The following is a 16380-nucleotide window of genomic DNA, read 5'->3' on the forward strand; positions in this document are numbered from 1 at the left end:
GGTAGGAAAGAAAAAGCTCGTCCGGAAGACGGCGAGCTGTTTCCCCGTATCCTGGAGGCAAGAATGCGGATGGCTATTTCTTCTCGGACGAAAAGCCGCTGCGGCGATGCCGTGGACCGTGCCGAGGAGAAACTCATTGCCCTGTCGAGAAGTATTCACGCCGAACCCGAGACGGCGTTCCGGGAACACCGCAGCGCAGCCAAGGTCGCCACTCTCCTGCGCGGTGAGGGATTCGAGGTGGAAGAGGGCGCCGGCGGTCTCGACACCGCGTTCACCGCCCGTTTCGGCAGCGGCCCGCTCACCGTGGGACTCTGCGCCGAGTACGACGCGCTGCCCGGACTCGGCCACGCCTGCGGACACAACGTCATCGCCGCGTCCTCGGCCGGCGCCGCCCTGGCGCTGCGCGACGTCGCCGACGAACTCGGCATCACCGTGCTGGTCATCGGGACCCCGGCCGAGGAGGAGGGCGGCGGGAAGATAACCCTGCTGGAGGCCGGCGTCTTCGACGAGGTGTCGATGGCGATGCTGGTGCATCCGGCCCCCGAGGACAACTGCGCGCCGCGCCCGCTCGCCCTCGTGGAACTGGAGGTCCGCTACAGCGGGCGTCCGTCGCACTCCGCCCTCGCCCCGCACCTCGGCGTCAACGCGGCCGACGCGCTGACCGTTGCCGAGGTGGCCGTCGGTGTCGGCCGCCAGCACTTCGAACCCCGGCAGCAGGTCCACGGCATCGTCACCCGGGGCGGCGAGGTCCCGAACGTGGTGCCCGCCGACACCCGGGCCCTGTACAACCTGCGCGCCGCCGACATGGAGTCGCTGCACCGCCTCCGGACCCGGATCGAGGCGTGCTTCGAGGCCGGTGCGGTCGCCACGGGCTGCACCCACGAGGTGCTGTCCACCCCCGCGTACGCCGAACTCGCGCACGACCCGTTCCTGTCGCAGGCGTACCGCTTGGCCGCCACCGAACTGGGCCGGCCCCTGGTGTCCCCGGAGGCGGAGCGTGACATGCCCACCGGCAGCACGGACATGGGCAATGTGAGCCGGGCGCTGCCCGCGCTCCAGCCCAGCATCGGCATCGGCAGCGGTGACGCGGTCAACCACCAGCCGGAGTTCGCCGCCGCCTGCGTCGCCCCGGGCGCCGACCGCGCACTCGTCCAGGGCGCGGTGGCCCTCGCCTGGACCGCCGCGCAGGCGGCCCGGGACGAGGGGACCAGGGAGCGCCTGCTGGCCCACCAGGCGGCCCGCCACGCCGCCCCGGACCTGGCTCCCTGACACCGCCGCGCGCGGGACCCCCGTGGCCGGCAGCGCGGTCACCGCTGCCGGCCGCGGGGCCGGTTCCCACCGTGCCGGAACCCGCCAGGGGCGTGGAGCGTGCCCGGGCCGTGAATGCCGCCGCCCGGCCGGTCTCCCCTCCGGCTCCGGCCCGTACTCGTCCGGCACTTCCCGGTGCGGGGCCCGCACCCGCTCCAGCCCGCCCCGCCCCGGCCGGGGCACCCCGGGCGGCGCTCCCGGCGTGCCCGGCACCGCCACCGGCGTCCCGGGCGTGTCCCGCATCCCCGGCACCGGCAGCGGCTCCGGCGCCGCTGCCGCCGTACCCCTCGCCGGCCGGGGCGCGGTCACCCGCCGGCGAGCCGGGTTCCCCGCCGTCATGGCAGCCGCACCACGGTCTCGCCCTCGGCGGTGCCGATGTGCACCGCGGTGATCTCCGGACCCGCGGCGGCGTCGGTGGTGACCGCGAGGCCGGCCAGCCCCGGCCAGTCCGGCGCCCACTCCCGCTCCCGGGCCGGGCCGGTCACCAGCCGGTCCAGCGTGCGCGGACACACCCGGTGGCCGGCGGCCGCCAGGTCGCCGGGCACCCGGGCCGCGCGTACCCGGGGGTTGCCGTAGCTGAGGAAGAACGGCAGCACACGGCTGCGCCAGGACACGTCGAACGCGGCCTCCGCCCACGGCACACGCCCGCCGTCCGCCCGCACCGACTCGCCCTCGTACAGACCGGGGTCCGCCCCGGTGAGCGCCTCCACCGCGCGGGCCGTCCCCTTGATGTCCTCGGTGAGGGCCGCCCAGTTGAGGAAGGCGGGGCCGTCCGCGGTGCGTTCCAGGAACAGCCGGCCGAAGTCGCTGCCCGCCAGCTTCTCCTCGTCGTGTGTGACCAGCAGCTCCAGGTACTGCACGTCGGGCGTGTCGAAGGGCACCACCCAGCTGGCCGTACCGTCGGGGTTGGGGCTGCCGTCGGTGATACCGAACCCGTGGCGCTCCCACAGCAGTTCGCGCAGTGGCCCGATCGTGCGGGCGCCGAGGATCACGTGGTCGAAGCGCATCAGGCCGAACCCCCCAGGGCGTGGTCCGGGCACATGCTGTAGGGCAACGCGTCCCAGTCGTCCTCGGTCAGACCCGCCGCCATGCCCTTGCCGGTGTGCCGGGCGGACAGCAGGCCGTGACCGGCGTGCCCCGCCGCCATGAAGACCCGCTCGCGGCCGGGGACCGCTCCGGCGAGCGGCCGGCCGGTGCCGGAGACGGGCCGGAGCCCGGCCCGCAGCTCCACGGGCACCGACTCGGCCAGCCCCGGCATGACGGTGGTGGCGAACCGCAGCAACTGCCCGATGCCGTGCGCCGTGACGTGTTCGGCGAACCCGCTGTCCTCCTCCGTGGCGCCTACGACCACGTCGTCGCCGACGCCCGGCGCGAGGTAGTACGCGGAGGAGAAGATGCCACCGAGCCTTTCCCCGGAGCGCAGCACCGCCATCTGACCCCGCTGCGGTCGTATGCCGGTCGCCTCCGCGAGTCCCTTGCCCGAGGTCCACGCCCCCGCGGTGATCACCACCCGGTCGGCCGTGACCGTGCCCTCGTCCGTGACGACGGACACCGCGTCCCGCTCCTCCCGCACCTCGCGCACGGTGCGGCCCTGGTGCCAGACGACCTTCTGCGCGAGGCAGCGTCGGCGCACCGCGTCGAGGTAGCGCCGCCCGTCGACCATCAGCCCGCCGTCGTCGAGCAGGTACCGCCTGCTGTCCGGCAGCTTCAGGCCGGGCCCGGCGGCGGCGAGTCCGTCCCGGTCGATCCACCGGCCCGCGCCCGCGCCCTCCAGCGCCTCACCGTGGGCGTCGACGTCGCTCTGACGCAGCGCCCGCACGATGGGCCGGGCCACGCTGAACGTGCCGTACTCCGGCTCCAGCCGCGCCACATCGGCGTCCAGGTCCTTCTTGGCGAGCCGCAGCCAGCCGTAGAACTCCGGGTCGGACAGATAGCGCAGGGAGGGGACGGCCACTCCGGCGGCCTTGTTGGTGGACCGGCCCGGTTCCCGGCCGGCGTCCAGGACGACGACCGAGGCACCTGTGGCGCTCAGTTCCTCGGCCAGGCAGGCACCGACGATGCCGCCGCCGACCAGCAGGAAATCAGGGGGTGTTGACGGAGACGACGGCATGTCCGCTGCCTTCCAGTTCGGCTGCGCCGGCGAGCACCAGCGAGCGGGTGGTCACATCGCTGTCGCTGTGGACAGCCGTGGGCGGGCCGGCCAGGCCGTGGGCCCGGCGCAGCAGATGCACGGGCCTGCCCCGCAGGACGACGGTGAACCGGACGCCGGGCCGGTCGGCGATCCGGGCCAGGCACCGCATCCGTACGGTGCCGTCGCCGTGGTAGCGCTGAAGTCCCTCGACGCAGCGGACGAGTTCCACCGCGTCCGCCGGAACGGCCGTGTCCGGGCCGAGGAGTTCGAACCGGGCCAGCTGCGGCGGTCCGCACGCCCCGGTGTCGTGGTCCCAGACCGCGCGCCCCACCGCCACGCCCTCCCGCAGGGGAACGGGCGGGCGGATCCGGCCGTCGTCCACGAGGACCGCGGGCTCCGCGGGGGCTCCCAGGTCGTCCCGCCCGCGGGCCGGGGGAGCCGTGGGCAGGTCGCGCAGGGTCAGGGACGGCAGGACCCGGCGCCCGGCGAGCCGGCGCGCGGTGTCCCGGCCGCCGCGCGAGGTCAGGGAGAACGCCGTGCCCGCGGCGAGCACGGCGGCGGGGGAGGGCCGCAGTACGAGCGGCCGCTCCCGCCAGTCCGCCGGAGGCCCCTCACCGGCCGTGTCGCCGGGCCCGGCCCCTTCGTGCCAGGGCAGTTCCGCGGCCGTGGCGAGGGGCTCGCCGTGACCGGAGGTGCCGAACAGGACCGGTCCGGCAGCGGTCTCCACCCGGGCCAGCAGCTCGGTCCGGCGATCCAGCAGCCGCCCGTCCGCGTCGTACCACTCGCGGACCGTCGCCACGGCACTCTGCAGCCCGCCGTGGGCGGTACCGGCCCCGGCGGCGGTCCGCGAGAGCAGCGCGCCGGTGTGCCGGGCAGCCTCCCGGCCCACCGGTTCCGTGATCCGCCGGGAGCCGGTGACCCGGCCGTCGGCGTCGCGTTCCAGACGCAGCGTGTCCACGGACACGGTGACACGGGGCCCGCCGGGGGCGGGCGTCAGAACCCCGAAGGCCCGTACGCGTGACTCAAGCACGGCCCACCGCCCGCAGGCCGACCAGACCGGCGGGGACGCGCAGTCCCGCGTTGGCGAACGACACCAGCACCGGGTACTGCCCCAGCTTGCCGCAGCCTCCCGTGGCGCGCAGATAGCCGTCGACCCGGTGGTCGAACGGTTCGATCCCGGACAGGACACGGGCTCCGTGACCCGTCACCGTCAGGGGGCCGAGGCGGGACACACCGCCGTCGGCGCGGTGCAGCAGGGAGAACGGGGCGTCGAAGACGAACTCGCCCGAGGCGACGTTCATCAGGTGCAGCCGCAGCCCGTAGGGGGTGACCCAGTCGCCGGCCGGCGGCCGGGTCACGGTCCCGGGCTCCACCCGCGCCACGGTGTGCGTCATGCGGGGAATCGCCGGATGGCGGTAGTCCTGACGGCGGCCGTGGCCCGTGCCCCGGGTGCCCAGCCGCCCCGCCAGGGCCAGATCGGTCATGGGGCGGCCCACGCGGCCCCGGTCGATCAGCCGGACCGTCGAACAGTCGGTGCCCTCGTCGTCGAACGGGCTGCGGTAGCCGCGTACGGCCTCCAGCCCGCCGTCCACGACGGAGAGCCAGCCGGGAGCCACCCGCCGTCCGGCGCGGACGCCGAGATAGCTGGTGGCCGATGCCACCACGTCGCCCTCCATGGGATGGCCCACGATCTCGTGGAAGAACGCACCGGCGAGCCCCGGCAACAGCACCAGATCGGCCCGCTCCGGGACGGAGTCCGCCAGGGGCAGCGCGAGGCGGCCGAGGATGTCCCGTGCCGTGCGGGTGGCCGCCTCCCGCAGCGCCGCCGTGTCGTCGGGGCTGTCGCACAGCACGGACCGCGAGTGACGGGTGCCGTCCTCGCCGGCCACCCCCACCTCCAGGGTCGTCACCCTCCGCTCCGTGGCCCGCACCCGGTCCGGCCCGCCCGCGGCGACATGCTGCTGGACCACGCCCAGGGTGAGGTCCGCGCCGGTCTCGGCGGACACCTCGGCCAGCGTTTCCGCGCCTTCCTCGGACAGCGCGAACAGCGGGCGCTCCTGGACCTCGCGCAGCGTGTCCGCGTCGACGGGACCCGCCCCGGCGCGGCGCGAACGGAGCAGGGCGTCGTCGTCGGCGAAGCGGTGCTCCGCCCAGCCGTCCCCGGTGGAGCGCTCCACGCTCATCCCGCGCACCACGGACCGCCGTTCGACGGGTCTGCCGCCCGGCGAGACATCGGCCCGCAGCCGCAGGGAGTGCTCGGCGAACACCGTCGTGTACGCGCTGCCGGAGTCCGGCACGGCCATGTCGCGCGTCTGTGTCGTCCTTGTCATGCCCGCGCGCTCCTGCCGATGACCTGGATCCGCAGTTCGCTCGTGTACCGCCGCCCCTCGGCGTCGCGCAGCCACAGGCCCTCCGGACCCGGAGCCATCCGCTCCACGTCGAGCCACGGCGTGTCGCGTGCCACATGGGCGACCAGATCGGCGGCGAGCGGGGAGGCGAGGTCGAGCAGATACGGCTTGCGTTCGCGCGCGCTGCGGCAGAACACGAACCGGCCCTCCGTGCGTTCGGCCAGCCGCCGCAGGGCGAGGAACCGGGCGTACGGCTCCGGCGCGGTCAGGGCCTCGGCGGGCACCCGCCACCGCGCGCGCTGGAGCACCACCTGGCCGACGCTCACCTCGGGCTGCTCCCCGTCCGCCGAGGCGAACGTCGGGTGCAGCACCTGCGGATGCGACAGCGCGGCGATCGGCGCGTACTTGACGAAGTCGCTCAGCGGCACGTACGCACGCACCTCGCGGCCGTCCGGGTCGCGCAGTCTGACCGCGTCCGGCGCGATCTCGACCCGCATCCGCTCCGGCGGCGTCACCTCCTCGCGGCCCTGGTCGGTCCAGCCGAGCGGGCGCATGGCGACCTCACGCCCGGGGAAGCGGTAGTAGCCCTTGTTGCGGCGCCCGAAGTCCAGTCCGACGAGCGTGCCGTCCTGTTCGGCGACCCAGTCCGCCGCGTCCGCGCCGAGGCGGTCCGGATCCGGATGCATGGTGCCCAGCCAGCTCCGTACCAGCAGGTGGTGATGGACGCGGGAGAGGACCAGCGGCGCGGCCGGGAGCCCACGGGCGTCCGCGGCGGACGGGCACAGGTCGACCACCGCGTACCGGTCGCCGTCGCGGGAGCCCGCCTCGCGGGCCAGCCGCTCCACCTCGGTCCGCCACCGCGCCCCCGAGTGCACGGGGGCGTGGGCCGCCTGGAAGGTGCTGGTGGAATCGGCCCGGCTCGCCGCGGCACGCGTCGCGTAGTCGAGCAGGTCGAGTTCCACCACCTCGTCGCCGGTTTCGTCCGTGAAGGCCGCGCGCACCGCGTCGGCGGCCGCCGCCTGGGCGGCGTGGCCGTGCGCCACGCACACCTCCAGGGCCGGAGCCAGCTGTTCTTCCCAGCGCCGTACCACGTCCTCGCCGACGGTCAGGGCGAACGGCGAGGCGCACTCCTCGAAGAACACCGCACGGTCCGCGTAGGCGGCTCCCGCCCCCCGGCGGGCGGGCTTGCCGGTGATCTCCGTGAACCGTTCCTCCAGCGCGGCCACGGCCGGCGCCTTGCCGTCGAGCGGCTGCTCCGCGATGTCCCGCAGCAGCGCGGCGAGTTCGTCGAGGTGGCCGCACCACCGGTCACGCGCGGCGGAGGCGGGCAGCGCGGCGAGCTGGCCGCGCAGGGTGGCCAGCGGATCGAGGTCGTAGTCGCCGCCGCCGAGGCCGATGGTGAGGGCCTCGGCCGCCACCAGCCGGGTCAGGGCCCGGGCCACCTCGCCGGCCGGCCGGCCGGCCGCGCGGACCACGTCCCGGAAGGCGGTCCCGCCGGGCGTGACGTGCCGCAGGAGGGGCTCGGCCCCGGCGTCACCGCGGCCGGTGCTGTGGAACGCGAGGTGGGGCAGGATCTTGGGGTCCCGGGCGATCGCCGTCACGAGGGCGCGCGCGGCCCAGTGGGAGAAGAACACCCTGCGGGTGGGCGGGACGTCCCCGCGCAGCGCGGCACCGGGACCCGGCCGGACGGACCCGTACGCCATGGGGCCGAAGAAGCTCACGGTCTCGTTCTTGGCGCAGAACCGCTGCACGTACGTGTACATCTGCCGGCGCACCCGGCGACGGCGTGAGGTGAGCGGTCCGTCGCCGGCCAGCAGCGGACGCAGCATGTTGCGGTACGCGTCCGGGTTGGACAGGAACACCGCCTCCGACACCAGCGGGTGCGCGAGCAGGTCCCGCAGCTGTTTCCCGGCCTGTTCGTCGGCCTCCTCGTAGGCCGCCGCGCAGCGCCGTACCGCACCCTCCCAGGCGCGCACCGCCTCGCTCCAGTCCCCGTCGCCCGACTTGGGCAGCCGGTCGGTGCGCCCGCGCAGCACTTCGGCCCTCAGGGCGTCCGCCCGCTCGCCGGTGAAGCGCGCCGCCACCAGGGCGAGCAGGACACGCTCCCGTTCGAGGACCTCGTGGGCCAGGTCCAGCAGGGGCTCGGGGGCACCCAGCTCCTCCAGCCAGTCGAACGGCATGCCCGCGTGACGCAGGATGAACTCCCGTCCGATACGCCATCGTCGGTTCACTGGGGCCTCCGCATCACACCGGCCCGTTCCAGCTGGCCGGAGAGTCTGGTACGGACCGTCTCGCCGAGCCGGTCCCAAACGGTGGGGTCGCCGGCCGCCAGCCGCCGTACGACGGGCGCGAGCCGGGGGTGCAGCCGGAAGGCGCCGCCCGACCGCAGGTTCACCACGAAGTGCCCGGGGCCGCGGCCGTCGGGCCCCTGGCCCTCCTCGGGCACGACGGCGGCCGACGGCTCCCACCGGGGGGCCGGGCCGGGCGCCCGCACGGTGCAGGCGGCGAACCGGCCGGGGAAGAGGTCGGTGGCCGCGCCGAACTCGCCGGTGAGCCCGGCGATGAGGGCGGTCCGCTCGTCCGCGCCGAGCGTGCCGGGAGCGTCGAACGCGTCCCAGCGGGGGAGGTCGTGGCCGGCGGTGGCGTGCCGTGCCAACGGCCGGCCGTCCCAACGGGCCGGGACGTCGCTGCCCCGTGCGGCGGGCAGCCGGAACGGGCTGAACCCGGCGAGCCGTGGCCCTGGGCCGGCCGCCAGCCTCCGGGCGGTGGCCGTGATGTCCCCGGCGTCCGCACCGGGCGCGCCGACCAGCAGCTCGGCGGCCAGCCGCCGCACGCCGGCGAGTTTCACCACGGGCTCCAGGTCGACCGGGTTGCCGTGGGCCCCGGTCACCCGGGCCCAGGACTCCAGCCCGGCGACGGTCAGCGCGACGCCCCGGCAGCGCTCCCAGGCCTCCTCGGGCAGTCGGGCGGCCTCCTCCGGTTCGAGCCAGCCCGCCCAGGGCTCCCCGGCCCGCCACGCCGTGGCCCGGCGCACCCAGCGCACGGCCTCGGAGCCGGGTGTCCACTCGGGCCGCAGCCGCCAGTCCGGCGCCCAGCTCTCGATGCCCGCGACACCCGCGAACGGGGGCAGCGCCGACAGCGCCGCGCGGTGCTCGGCGGCGAACCGGCCGCACAGCACGACCCGTTCGGCACCGAGCGCCCCGACCAGCAGGACCGCGGCGGGCAGTTGCTGGTCCGTCTCGACCAGCAGATGCACCTGGTGCCCCGCCGCCCAGCCGCGGGCGCGTTCGGTCTCCGGTCCCCACAGCGCGGTACGGGCCGCCGCCGCGACCACGTCGGCGCCGGACTCGGTGGTCCCGTGGGCGAGTTCCACGTCGTCCCCGGCGAGCCGCAGCGCCGGATCGTCCGCGGCGGACAGCCGCAGGACGACGCCCACGGCCCGCAGCCGGCCCGAGTCGTGACGGCCACGCGCGAGGACGGCCGCCGCGGCGCGCACGAAGAGCGCCTTGGTGGCCCGCTCGCCCGCGTCGCCGCCGACGCCGCGTCCGCCGGTCGCGTACGTGGCGGCCAGGGCGCGCAGACACGCGTCGTCCGTGAGCCGGGCGACGAAGGCCGCGTTGAGATCGAGGAGGTCGTCGCCCGGCGCGAGGTCCGGGACGAGACTCAGGTCGAACAGCGGGGGTACGACGAGCCGGCGGGCCATCAACGTCCGCCCCCGCCCCGCAGATAGACACACCGCAGCTCGGACGCGAACCGCAGCTCGCCGTCGCGCAGCCAGGTCTCCTCCGGCGCCGGCAGCGCCTCGGACACCGCGAGCCGTTCGGCGGTGCCCGCCAGCCGGGCGAGGCCCTTCAGCAGCTCGGGCGCCGCGGTGTCCACGTACACCGGCTTCCGCTCGGCCGGGGACTTCACGAAGAACCGCGCCGGCAGCCCGTGCTCGCGCACCAGCCGCGCCGACTCCAGCAGCCGGTCGCCGTCCCGCGGCCGGCCCGCCGTGTCGAGCACCACCTGGCTCGGCACCGTCCAGCGGCGCCGGGAGAACACCACGTTGCGCCAGCGCAGCCGCGGCACGTGCGGCAGGTCCGGCAGCAGCGGCCGGCGGATGCGCGGCAGGGCCAGGGCCGTGTGGACGGCCGTGTCCAGCTCACCGTTGTGGAACAGCAGGCTCCGGCCGGGGTGGGCGTCGCTGCGCAGCTCGACCCGCTCGCCGTCACTGTCCAGCCACAGCTCGTCCAGCCCGACCCGCTCGCGTCCCGGCGAGGCCGTACCGCCCAGTTCCAGGACGACACCCGGGAACTCCAGCGGCGGCAGTCCCGTCGTACGACGCGAGATCACGTTCACCGCGAGCCGGTCGCCGAGCGCACGGCGCACGGCCGCGTCCCGCTCGGCCAGGAGGGCCGCCGCGTCCGGATGGAACTGGAGCGCCCACGGGGTGAGCAGCGCCGCGTCGTGGATGTCGCCGAGCACCAGGGGGGTCTCACCGGACCGGTAGTCCGCGAGGCCGGTCACCGCGACGAGGACGTCGATCGAGCACAGGACCGGTTCCCGGGCGGCCGGCGGCGTCGGCAGCAGCCCCGCCACGTCCAGTTCGGCACGGTCCGCACCGGCGTCCCGGACCGCCTTGCCCAGCTCGGCGCCCAGCCATCCGCCCGGCTCGATCTCCAGGGACGCGCAGTCGCGCAGCGCCCGGGTCAGCGGAATCCGGCCGGCCCCGAGCCGGGCGGCGACCGCACGGTTGGTGCGCGCACGGGTCAGCTCCGCCTCGTGCGCCAGCAGGTCGAGCACCGGGGCGACCGCTTCGCGCATGTCCCGCGCGAGCGGCCCCCGGACGGTCAGTTCGGCCGTCCCCACGGCCGCCTCGTGGACGATCACCCGGTCGTTGTAGAAGCGGCCTTGCTGCGCCGGCCCCGAGACGCCCGGGACCAGCGACTCCAGCTCCGCCTGGACGGTCAGCTTGCGCTCGGGCGGCGCCGACGGGTAGCCGTCGAGCAGGTCGAGCACCTTGACCAGCAGGGCGCGCACCCCGGCGGCCCGGCTCGCCGTCCCGGGATCCGCCGTGTCGATCCGCTCCAGCGTCCAGCGCAGCGGATCGACCACGGTCGCCGGAGGGCACAGGGTGTGGGTGAGCAGTCCCTTGGCCAGGGCCGCACGGAACTGCCCGGCCACGCGCTCCTCGTCCGCGGCCAGCGCCGAGGCGATCTCCGCCACCGTGCGTTCGCCGTCGGCCTCCCGGACCAGGGCGGCGAGCGGGCCGTCCCCCCGGGGCCCGGCGAGCACCGTCTTGCGCACCGGCACCAGCCGCGCGACCAGGGCGTCGTCCGCCACCAGCAGCGCCTGCACGGAGTCGGTCACACGCGCCGCGGTGTGGGCCTGCCGGACGGGTATCTCGGTGTGCCCCCGCCAGGTGAGGGTCGTCGGGGTGCCGGCCTCGGCGTCCACCCGGCCGTAGTTGATGGGGCCGAAGAAGCTCATCGTCTCGCTCTTCGACGCCAGCCGTTGTGCGTAGGAGGCGAGCTGTCTGCGGATCCGGCCGCCCGTCGCGCCCCGCGCCAGATCTCGGTGGACGGCGGGGGAGGAGCACACGATGGCGTCGTTGACCCGGGGGTCGTTACGGATGCCGGTGAGCGCTTTCTCGACGGCGTCGGCGTCGGCGTCGACCGCCGGCCCGATCCGCTCCCGGACCCCGGCCACCCTCCCGGCCACGTCGTTCCACTCCGCGAACCAGTCGTCGGAGAACGACTCCGCCGGCGGCAGGGGCCGCAGATTGCGGAGTTTGCTCTGCTGGCCGCGGGTGAGACGGCCGTTGGGGCGCAGCCGGGCGGCGACGTCGGCCGCCTCCTCCTCCAGCGCCGACAGCTCACCGACGAGCGCGCGGGTGCGCTCGTACGCGAGGGATTCGACCATCTGCCAGGGGAAGCCGGCGCTGCGCAGGACCACGGTCGGCAGCAGCTCCCAGCGCGGCCCCGCCGGGGCGGCTCCGGTGGATTCGTTCACGACGCGGCTCTCTTCATGGCGATCCGGAATTCGGAGGTCACGGGCGAACCCTGGTGGCTCAGCCACAGGGCGTCCGGCGCGGGGCGCATCTCGGCGAGCGAGACCTGCCGGTCCTCCCCGGCCAGGACCATCGCCACCAGCGCGTCGACCGCGAGCGGGTTGTCCAGGTCCAGTCCGACGGGTTTCGGCTCGTGCGCGAGCGAGGCGAAACAGAACCGTGGGATGCGGTGCCGGGCCCGCAGCGACTGCACCGCGAGGAACGCGCCCGCCGGATCGCGTACGGCGTCGACGCCGAGGTCGGCGCGGTCGATCCACCAGCGGGCCCGCTGCACGATCACGTCACCGACCGTGATCCGGGGAGCGAAGTCATCGATCCGCACCTGCGGCAGCGCCACGCCCGGCGCGGCGAACGCCCTCAGGTGCACATGGTCGTCCTCGCCCGCGTACAGGACGAGTTCGCCGTCGGGCGAGCGCAGCCGCGGCACGTCGCCGTCGAGGACGACGGTCAGGTCGGTGAGCGGAACGGCCCGGTCCGGGTCGTCCGTGGCCACCGCGGTGATCTCGACGAAGCGGCCCGGGAACCAGTCGGCGACCAGGCCCTTGTGACGCCGCCGCCGGATGACCGTGGCGATGCGGCCGGAACCGCCCCACGGTTGAAGTCCGGAGGCGAAGTCCTCCAGCATCCGCTCCTGTTCGTCGCTGAACAGCCCTTGCGAGCCCCAGGCGAACACATACGGGTGCAACTCGCCCAGGACCAGCGTCTCCGCTCCGCCGGGCCGGCGCTCCAGCATCAGGTCGGGGCTGACGAACCGGTCCCGGCCGGGAGCGGGGCCCAGCACCGCCAGCTCCCCCGGTGTCAGCCGCGTCTCCTGACCGTGCAGTCCCGATCGGACCAGCTCGGTGTACGTGCGGGTGAACTCGTCCGTCTCTGCGGTCAGTTCCGCGAGCGCGCCGCGTTCGACCGCCGCGTGCGTACGGCGGATCAGCTCGTCGTACGGCATGACGTCCACGCCCGCGTCCCGCACGATCCGCTCGCACAGCCGTGCCGCGGCGCGCTGCTGCAGCTCCCCGTACCGCGCCGCGGCGTCCAGCACGGGTGTGAGCTGTTCCTCCCAGCGCCGGGCCACGGACCCGCCCACCACGACGGGACTCTGGTCGCCCTTGGCGTCGAGGGACACCACCAGCCGGTCCGCGTACATGCGGCCCCCGGCGCGACGCGCGTCGACCGACGTGAGCGAGGTGAAGCACTCCTCCACCTCGGCCAGCGCGGCGGCTCTGGCCCGGTGGTCGCCGGCCGCGGCGTAGCGGTCGGCGAACTCCCGCAGTCCGCGCAGCCCGGCGGGCCAGTCCGTCGCGGGGGCGTACCGGTCCGCCCAGGCGATGAGCCAGTCGAGCGGCCGTGCGGCGGTCGACGGGGGTTCGGGCCACAGCCGTACGGCGCCGGCCTGCCGCAGTCGGTCCAGCACGCGGTGCGCCTCGGCGATCCCGACGCCGGCGAGGCCGGCGAGGTCCGTGACCGACCGGCGGCCGTCGGTGCCGTGGGCGATGGCCCACTGGGCGCCGACCAGCCTGATCCGGCGGCCGTCCGCGGGGCGGATCGTTCCCTCGCCGGGGGTGCTGCCGGCCTCCCGGCGGCAGGAAGGCAGCCAGGACACCGGTGACGTGTCACGGACCGCGGGATCGGTACCGACGAGCCGGGCCAGCTCGCAGACGGCCCAGAACGCCGTCTGCGCCTGGAGGAAGTGGACGCCCGACTCCGTCTCGGGGCCGAGCGCGATGCCCTCGGCGTCCGGGTCGATCCTGCCGTGGACGAGTGGCCCGAAGAAACTCGTCGTCTCGTTCTTGGCGCCGAGCCGCTGCCCGTACAAGTACACACGGCGGTAGAAGGCACGGTCCTTCGCGCGGTTGCGCCGCTCGGCGTCCCGCTCGGCCCAGCCGTCGTTCCAGCGGAGCACCTCCGTGTGGAACGACGGGGAGAGCTGGAGCAGCGCGTCGCACACCCGCCCGTCGTCGAGCAGCTCCCGGACGCGCTCCGGGCGGCGCGGCGCCTCCTCGGCGAGGACCGCCGTCAGCCGTCGTGCCGCTTCGCGCTCGGCGGTGAGCGCCGTCCCGTAGGCGCTCACGGCGCCCTCCAGCTCGGGGCTGAGCGCGCCCGGCGCGACGGGCAGTCTGCGGCCGACCCGGCTGCGCATACCGGACAGTTCGCGCAGTTTCGCCCGGTCCGTGCGCCGGTCCGCGCGGGCGACGGCCTTGGCGATCTCCTCCCGCAGCAGGGTGCGGCTCTGTTCGAACCGCCGCGCCGCCGCGCGGTACTCCGCGGCCGTGTCCAGGGTGGGCCCGTCGGCCAGGGCTGTCAGCAGGTCCACCCCGAACCCGGCCCGCCGCAGCAGCAGGCGCGGGTACAGCCGCCATCCCTGTGTCTCGTCCGTCATGGCCGGTCCTGAAAGTTGATCAGGTCGAAGGGACGGTTGAGCTTGGTGCGCGGCGCGGGCAGCAGCCCGGACAGCTCCGTACCCTCCCGCACGGCCTTGGCCAGTGCCTCCGCCTCACCGGGACGGGTCAGGCTGAGGGCGGCGTGCTCCTCCGCGGACCGGGCGGCCGCCGCCGACCCCGTGGTCAGGAACCGTCCGGCCCGCGCCTGCGCGATCCGGTACGGGTCGCCGAGCCGGACGGCCGTTTCCCCGGCCCGCTCGTACTGGTCGGCGGCGGCCTCCCGGTCACCGGCCGAGGCGTGCAGGCTGCCGAGCTCCAGCCGCACCTCCGTCTCGTGGAACACGTCGGCCAGGGCGTTCGCGTTGACCAGGGTGGTGTCGAGATCCGCCAGGGCCCCCGCGCGGTCCCCCACCAGCAGCCGCAACCCGGCGCTGCGGTACGCGTGGTGCTTGGCGAAGCCGGCGTTCGACGACCCGGTGGCCTCCTTGAACTTCTCCCAGGTCCGCAGGGCCGAGGCGGCCTTGCCGGCCTTCTCCTGGAGCACGCTGATGTTCGAGTAGAGATTGATCCGCAGATGGGCGGAGCTCGCGTCGGTCAGACCGGCCATACAGGCCAGCGCCTGCTTCTCGTGCTCGAACGCGGCGCCCAGTCGCCGCTCGGCGAACAGGGTCAGGCCGCGCAGATTGTGCAGCCAGCCTCGCTCACGGCGTACGCTCTCGGCCTCGTCGGGGTGTTCCTCTACCGCCGTGAACCCCTGCTCCACCTCCGCGACGGCCTCGGCCAGCCGCTGCTTGCGCTTGGAGAGGGTGAGGGCCGCATAGAGATGGGACTGGGCGCGGATCTCCGGGGAGAGCCCGGGAGCCTCCTCCCGCATGGCGCGGAAGCAGCTCAGGGCGGTGTCCTGGTCACCGCGGAAGCCGGCCTGGATACCGAGCACCTTCAGCAGGAACCCGCGTACGTCGGAAGGACCGCGCAGGATCGCGGTCTCGAACTCGATGGCGTGGACCAGCTCGTCCTCCCGCTCGGCCTTCGCCAGCAGCTCGGGGATCACCGCACCGGGAAGGCCGTCGAGCAGCCGGACCGCCTCGTCGGCGACGACCGCCATGCCCTCCCAGTTCGCGGAGAAGAACGCCCGTCGGCTGTAGGCGAGGGCGGCCGCCACCCGGTCCACGGCGGAGCTGTCCTGGTCCCGGGCCCTGAGGTAGAGCTCGCCCTCCTCGGACTCGGGCACGAACGGCACGCCGCGATCTGCCGCCGGGTCCGGCACCAGGTCCCCGGCCGTGAGGGAGACCCCCATGCGGCGCAGGCAGCGGACCCGCTCGTCGCGGTAGTCGGCGTGGGTGCCGGCCGGGGTGCGGATCGTCCGCGGGTCGTCGAGCAGCAGCCGGGCGCCGGGTACCACCCGCGCGTGTTCCACCGCTCGCATGAAGCCGCGCAGGGAGGACAGGTCGGTGCCGCCGATGCCGCTGATCAGCAGGGGTCGGCCGAGTTCGGCGGTCCCGGCGCACAGCGCGGCGGCGGCCACCGACAGTACGCGGTACACCTGCTCGCTCTCGCGGTGCAGCCGCCGCTCGGAGGGGGCGAGGGCGATCTCCTCCAGCGGGGCCGTGCCGGGCACCGGCTCGGCGGGGAACAGCTCGGCCCACTCGGACGCGTGCCGGGCCGGCAGGTCACCGAAGGACGCCCCGTCGGCCCGCAGCGCCCTGAGGCTCTTCCGGAGTCCGGTGTAGGAGGCCGCGGGGCCCGTGTTCACATTGGTGCGGACAGCGTTCCCCCTGGCGGTGTGGGCACTCGTGGTGGTCACCATCGGGCGGACTCGTTCGAGGCGAGCGCCAGGGGGGCGATCTTGTTCTCGACCTCGTCGAGGTCGAAGTCCACGTCGTCGAGGTCGTCGAGCCCTTCGAGTTCGGTGTCGTCCTGGACATCGGGGGAGACGCCGGTGGACTCGGCGGTGGACTCGGCGGCGGACTCGGCGGCGGACTCCGCTGTGGGGTCGGGCTGGGTGGGCTCGGTGACGCTGTCCATGGTGTTCTCCGTTTCGGTCCGGTCGACCGGCGGCAGCCGGTCATCGTCAGGTGGTTGGTCTGCGGGCAGGCTGGCTCGCCCGGCCGCCGGGGCACGGGCATGCCGAGGACGAGGGTGACGGAGCAAGGGGTGGTGGGGCGC

The 16380-nt window shown here is 75.1% G+C and carries 11 protein-coding genes; 1 reads left to right on the plus strand and 10 read right to left on the minus strand.

All coding sequences use genetic code 11. The features are described from left to right. The first annotated feature begins 69 nt into the window (after positions 1-69). Positions 70-1269 (plus strand): M20 family metallopeptidase, encoded by a 1200-nt coding sequence (locus tag ACZ3IG_RS14265; protein ID WP_467431905.1) that lies wholly within the window; start codon positions 70-72, stop codon positions 1267-1269. A gap of 374 nt (positions 1270-1643) precedes the next feature. Here the strand turns inward: ACZ3IG_RS14265 and ACZ3IG_RS14270 are convergent, their stop codons facing one another. The 10 genes from ACZ3IG_RS14270 to ACZ3IG_RS14315 all read right to left on the minus strand — a co-directional run bounded on the left by ACZ3IG_RS14270 (position 1644) and on the right by ACZ3IG_RS14315 (position 16239). After that, entirely contained in the window at positions 1644-2315 is a 672-nt protein-coding gene (locus ACZ3IG_RS14270) for a VOC family protein (protein WP_467431908.1), read from the minus strand. Further along, positions 2315-3418 carry an NAD(P)/FAD-dependent oxidoreductase gene (locus ACZ3IG_RS14275; RefSeq protein WP_467431910.1) on the minus strand — a complete coding sequence of 368 codons (1104 nt, stop codon included), beginning with the start codon at positions 3416-3418 and terminating at the stop codon, positions 2315-2317. Before ACZ3IG_RS14275 ends, ACZ3IG_RS14270 begins: the two co-directional genes overlap by 1 nt. Beyond that, positions 3390-4397, minus strand: coding sequence for a hypothetical protein (locus tag ACZ3IG_RS14280; RefSeq protein ID WP_467431911.1), 1008 nt, complete (start codon positions 4395-4397; stop codon positions 3390-3392). Before ACZ3IG_RS14280 ends, ACZ3IG_RS14275 begins: the two co-directional genes overlap by 29 nt. A gap of 64 nt (positions 4398-4461) precedes the next feature. After that, positions 4462-5769, minus strand: coding sequence for a metallopeptidase TldD-related protein (locus tag ACZ3IG_RS14285; protein WP_467431914.1), 1308 nt, complete (start codon positions 5767-5769; stop codon positions 4462-4464). After that, positions 5766-8018, minus strand: a complete 2253-nt coding sequence (locus tag ACZ3IG_RS14290; RefSeq protein WP_467431915.1) for a lantibiotic dehydratase — start codon at positions 8016-8018, stop codon at positions 5766-5768. The genes ACZ3IG_RS14285 and ACZ3IG_RS14290 overlap by 4 nt, the downstream gene beginning before the upstream one ends. Further along, positions 8015-9490 carry a hypothetical protein gene (locus ACZ3IG_RS14295; protein WP_467431916.1) on the minus strand — a complete coding sequence of 492 codons (1476 nt, stop codon included), beginning with the start codon at positions 9488-9490 and terminating at the stop codon, positions 8015-8017. The genes ACZ3IG_RS14290 and ACZ3IG_RS14295 overlap by 4 nt, the downstream gene beginning before the upstream one ends. After that, complete coding sequence (locus ACZ3IG_RS14300) at positions 9490-11781, minus strand: hypothetical protein (protein ID WP_467431919.1); 2292 nt, start codon at positions 11779-11781, stop codon at positions 9490-9492. Before ACZ3IG_RS14300 ends, ACZ3IG_RS14295 begins: the two co-directional genes overlap by 1 nt. Continuing rightward, on the minus strand, positions 11778-14213 hold the full coding sequence (locus ACZ3IG_RS14305; protein ID WP_467431921.1) for a hypothetical protein: 2436 nt from the start codon (positions 14211-14213) through the stop codon (positions 11778-11780). Before ACZ3IG_RS14305 ends, ACZ3IG_RS14300 begins: the two co-directional genes overlap by 4 nt. Beyond that, positions 14210-16021 carry a hypothetical protein gene (locus tag ACZ3IG_RS14310; RefSeq protein WP_467431923.1) on the minus strand — a complete coding sequence of 604 codons (1812 nt, stop codon included), beginning with the start codon at positions 16019-16021 and terminating at the stop codon, positions 14210-14212. The genes ACZ3IG_RS14305 and ACZ3IG_RS14310 overlap by 4 nt, the downstream gene beginning before the upstream one ends. After that, positions 16015-16239, minus strand: a complete 225-nt coding sequence (locus ACZ3IG_RS14315; RefSeq protein WP_467431925.1) for an ammosamide/lymphostin RiPP family protein — start codon at positions 16237-16239, stop codon at positions 16015-16017. Before ACZ3IG_RS14315 ends, ACZ3IG_RS14310 begins: the two co-directional genes overlap by 7 nt. Between the last annotated feature and the right edge of the window lie 141 nt (positions 16240-16380).

It is taken from the genome of Streptomyces sp. NPDC016677 (genome assembly GCF_055562815.1).

Coding starts and splice junctions, on each gene's coding strand:
- ACZ3IG_RS14265 (WP_467431905.1), top strand. CDS start 70: ATGGCTATTTCTTCTCGGACGAAAAGCCGCTGCGGCGATGCCGTGGAC.
- ACZ3IG_RS14270 (WP_467431908.1), bottom strand. CDS start 2,315: ATGCGCTTCGACCACGTGATCCTCGGCGCCCGCACGATCGGGCCACTG.
- ACZ3IG_RS14275 (WP_467431910.1), bottom strand. CDS start 3,418: ATGCCGTCGTCTCCGTCAACACCCCCTGATTTCCTGCTGGTCGGCGGC.
- ACZ3IG_RS14285 (WP_467431914.1), bottom strand. CDS start 5,769: ATGACAAGGACGACACAGACGCGCGACATGGCCGTGCCGGACTCCGGC.
- ACZ3IG_RS14295 (WP_467431916.1), bottom strand. CDS start 9,490: ATGGCCCGCCGGCTCGTCGTACCCCCGCTGTTCGACCTGAGTCTCGTC.
- ACZ3IG_RS14305 (WP_467431921.1), bottom strand. CDS start 14,213: ATGACGGACGAGACACAGGGATGGCGGCTGTACCCGCGCCTGCTGCTG.
- ACZ3IG_RS14310 (WP_467431923.1), bottom strand. CDS start 16,021: ATGGTGACCACCACGAGTGCCCACACCGCCAGGGGGAACGCTGTCCGC.
- ACZ3IG_RS14315 (WP_467431925.1), bottom strand. CDS start 16,239: ATGGACAGCGTCACCGAGCCCACCCAGCCCGACCCCACAGCGGAGTCC.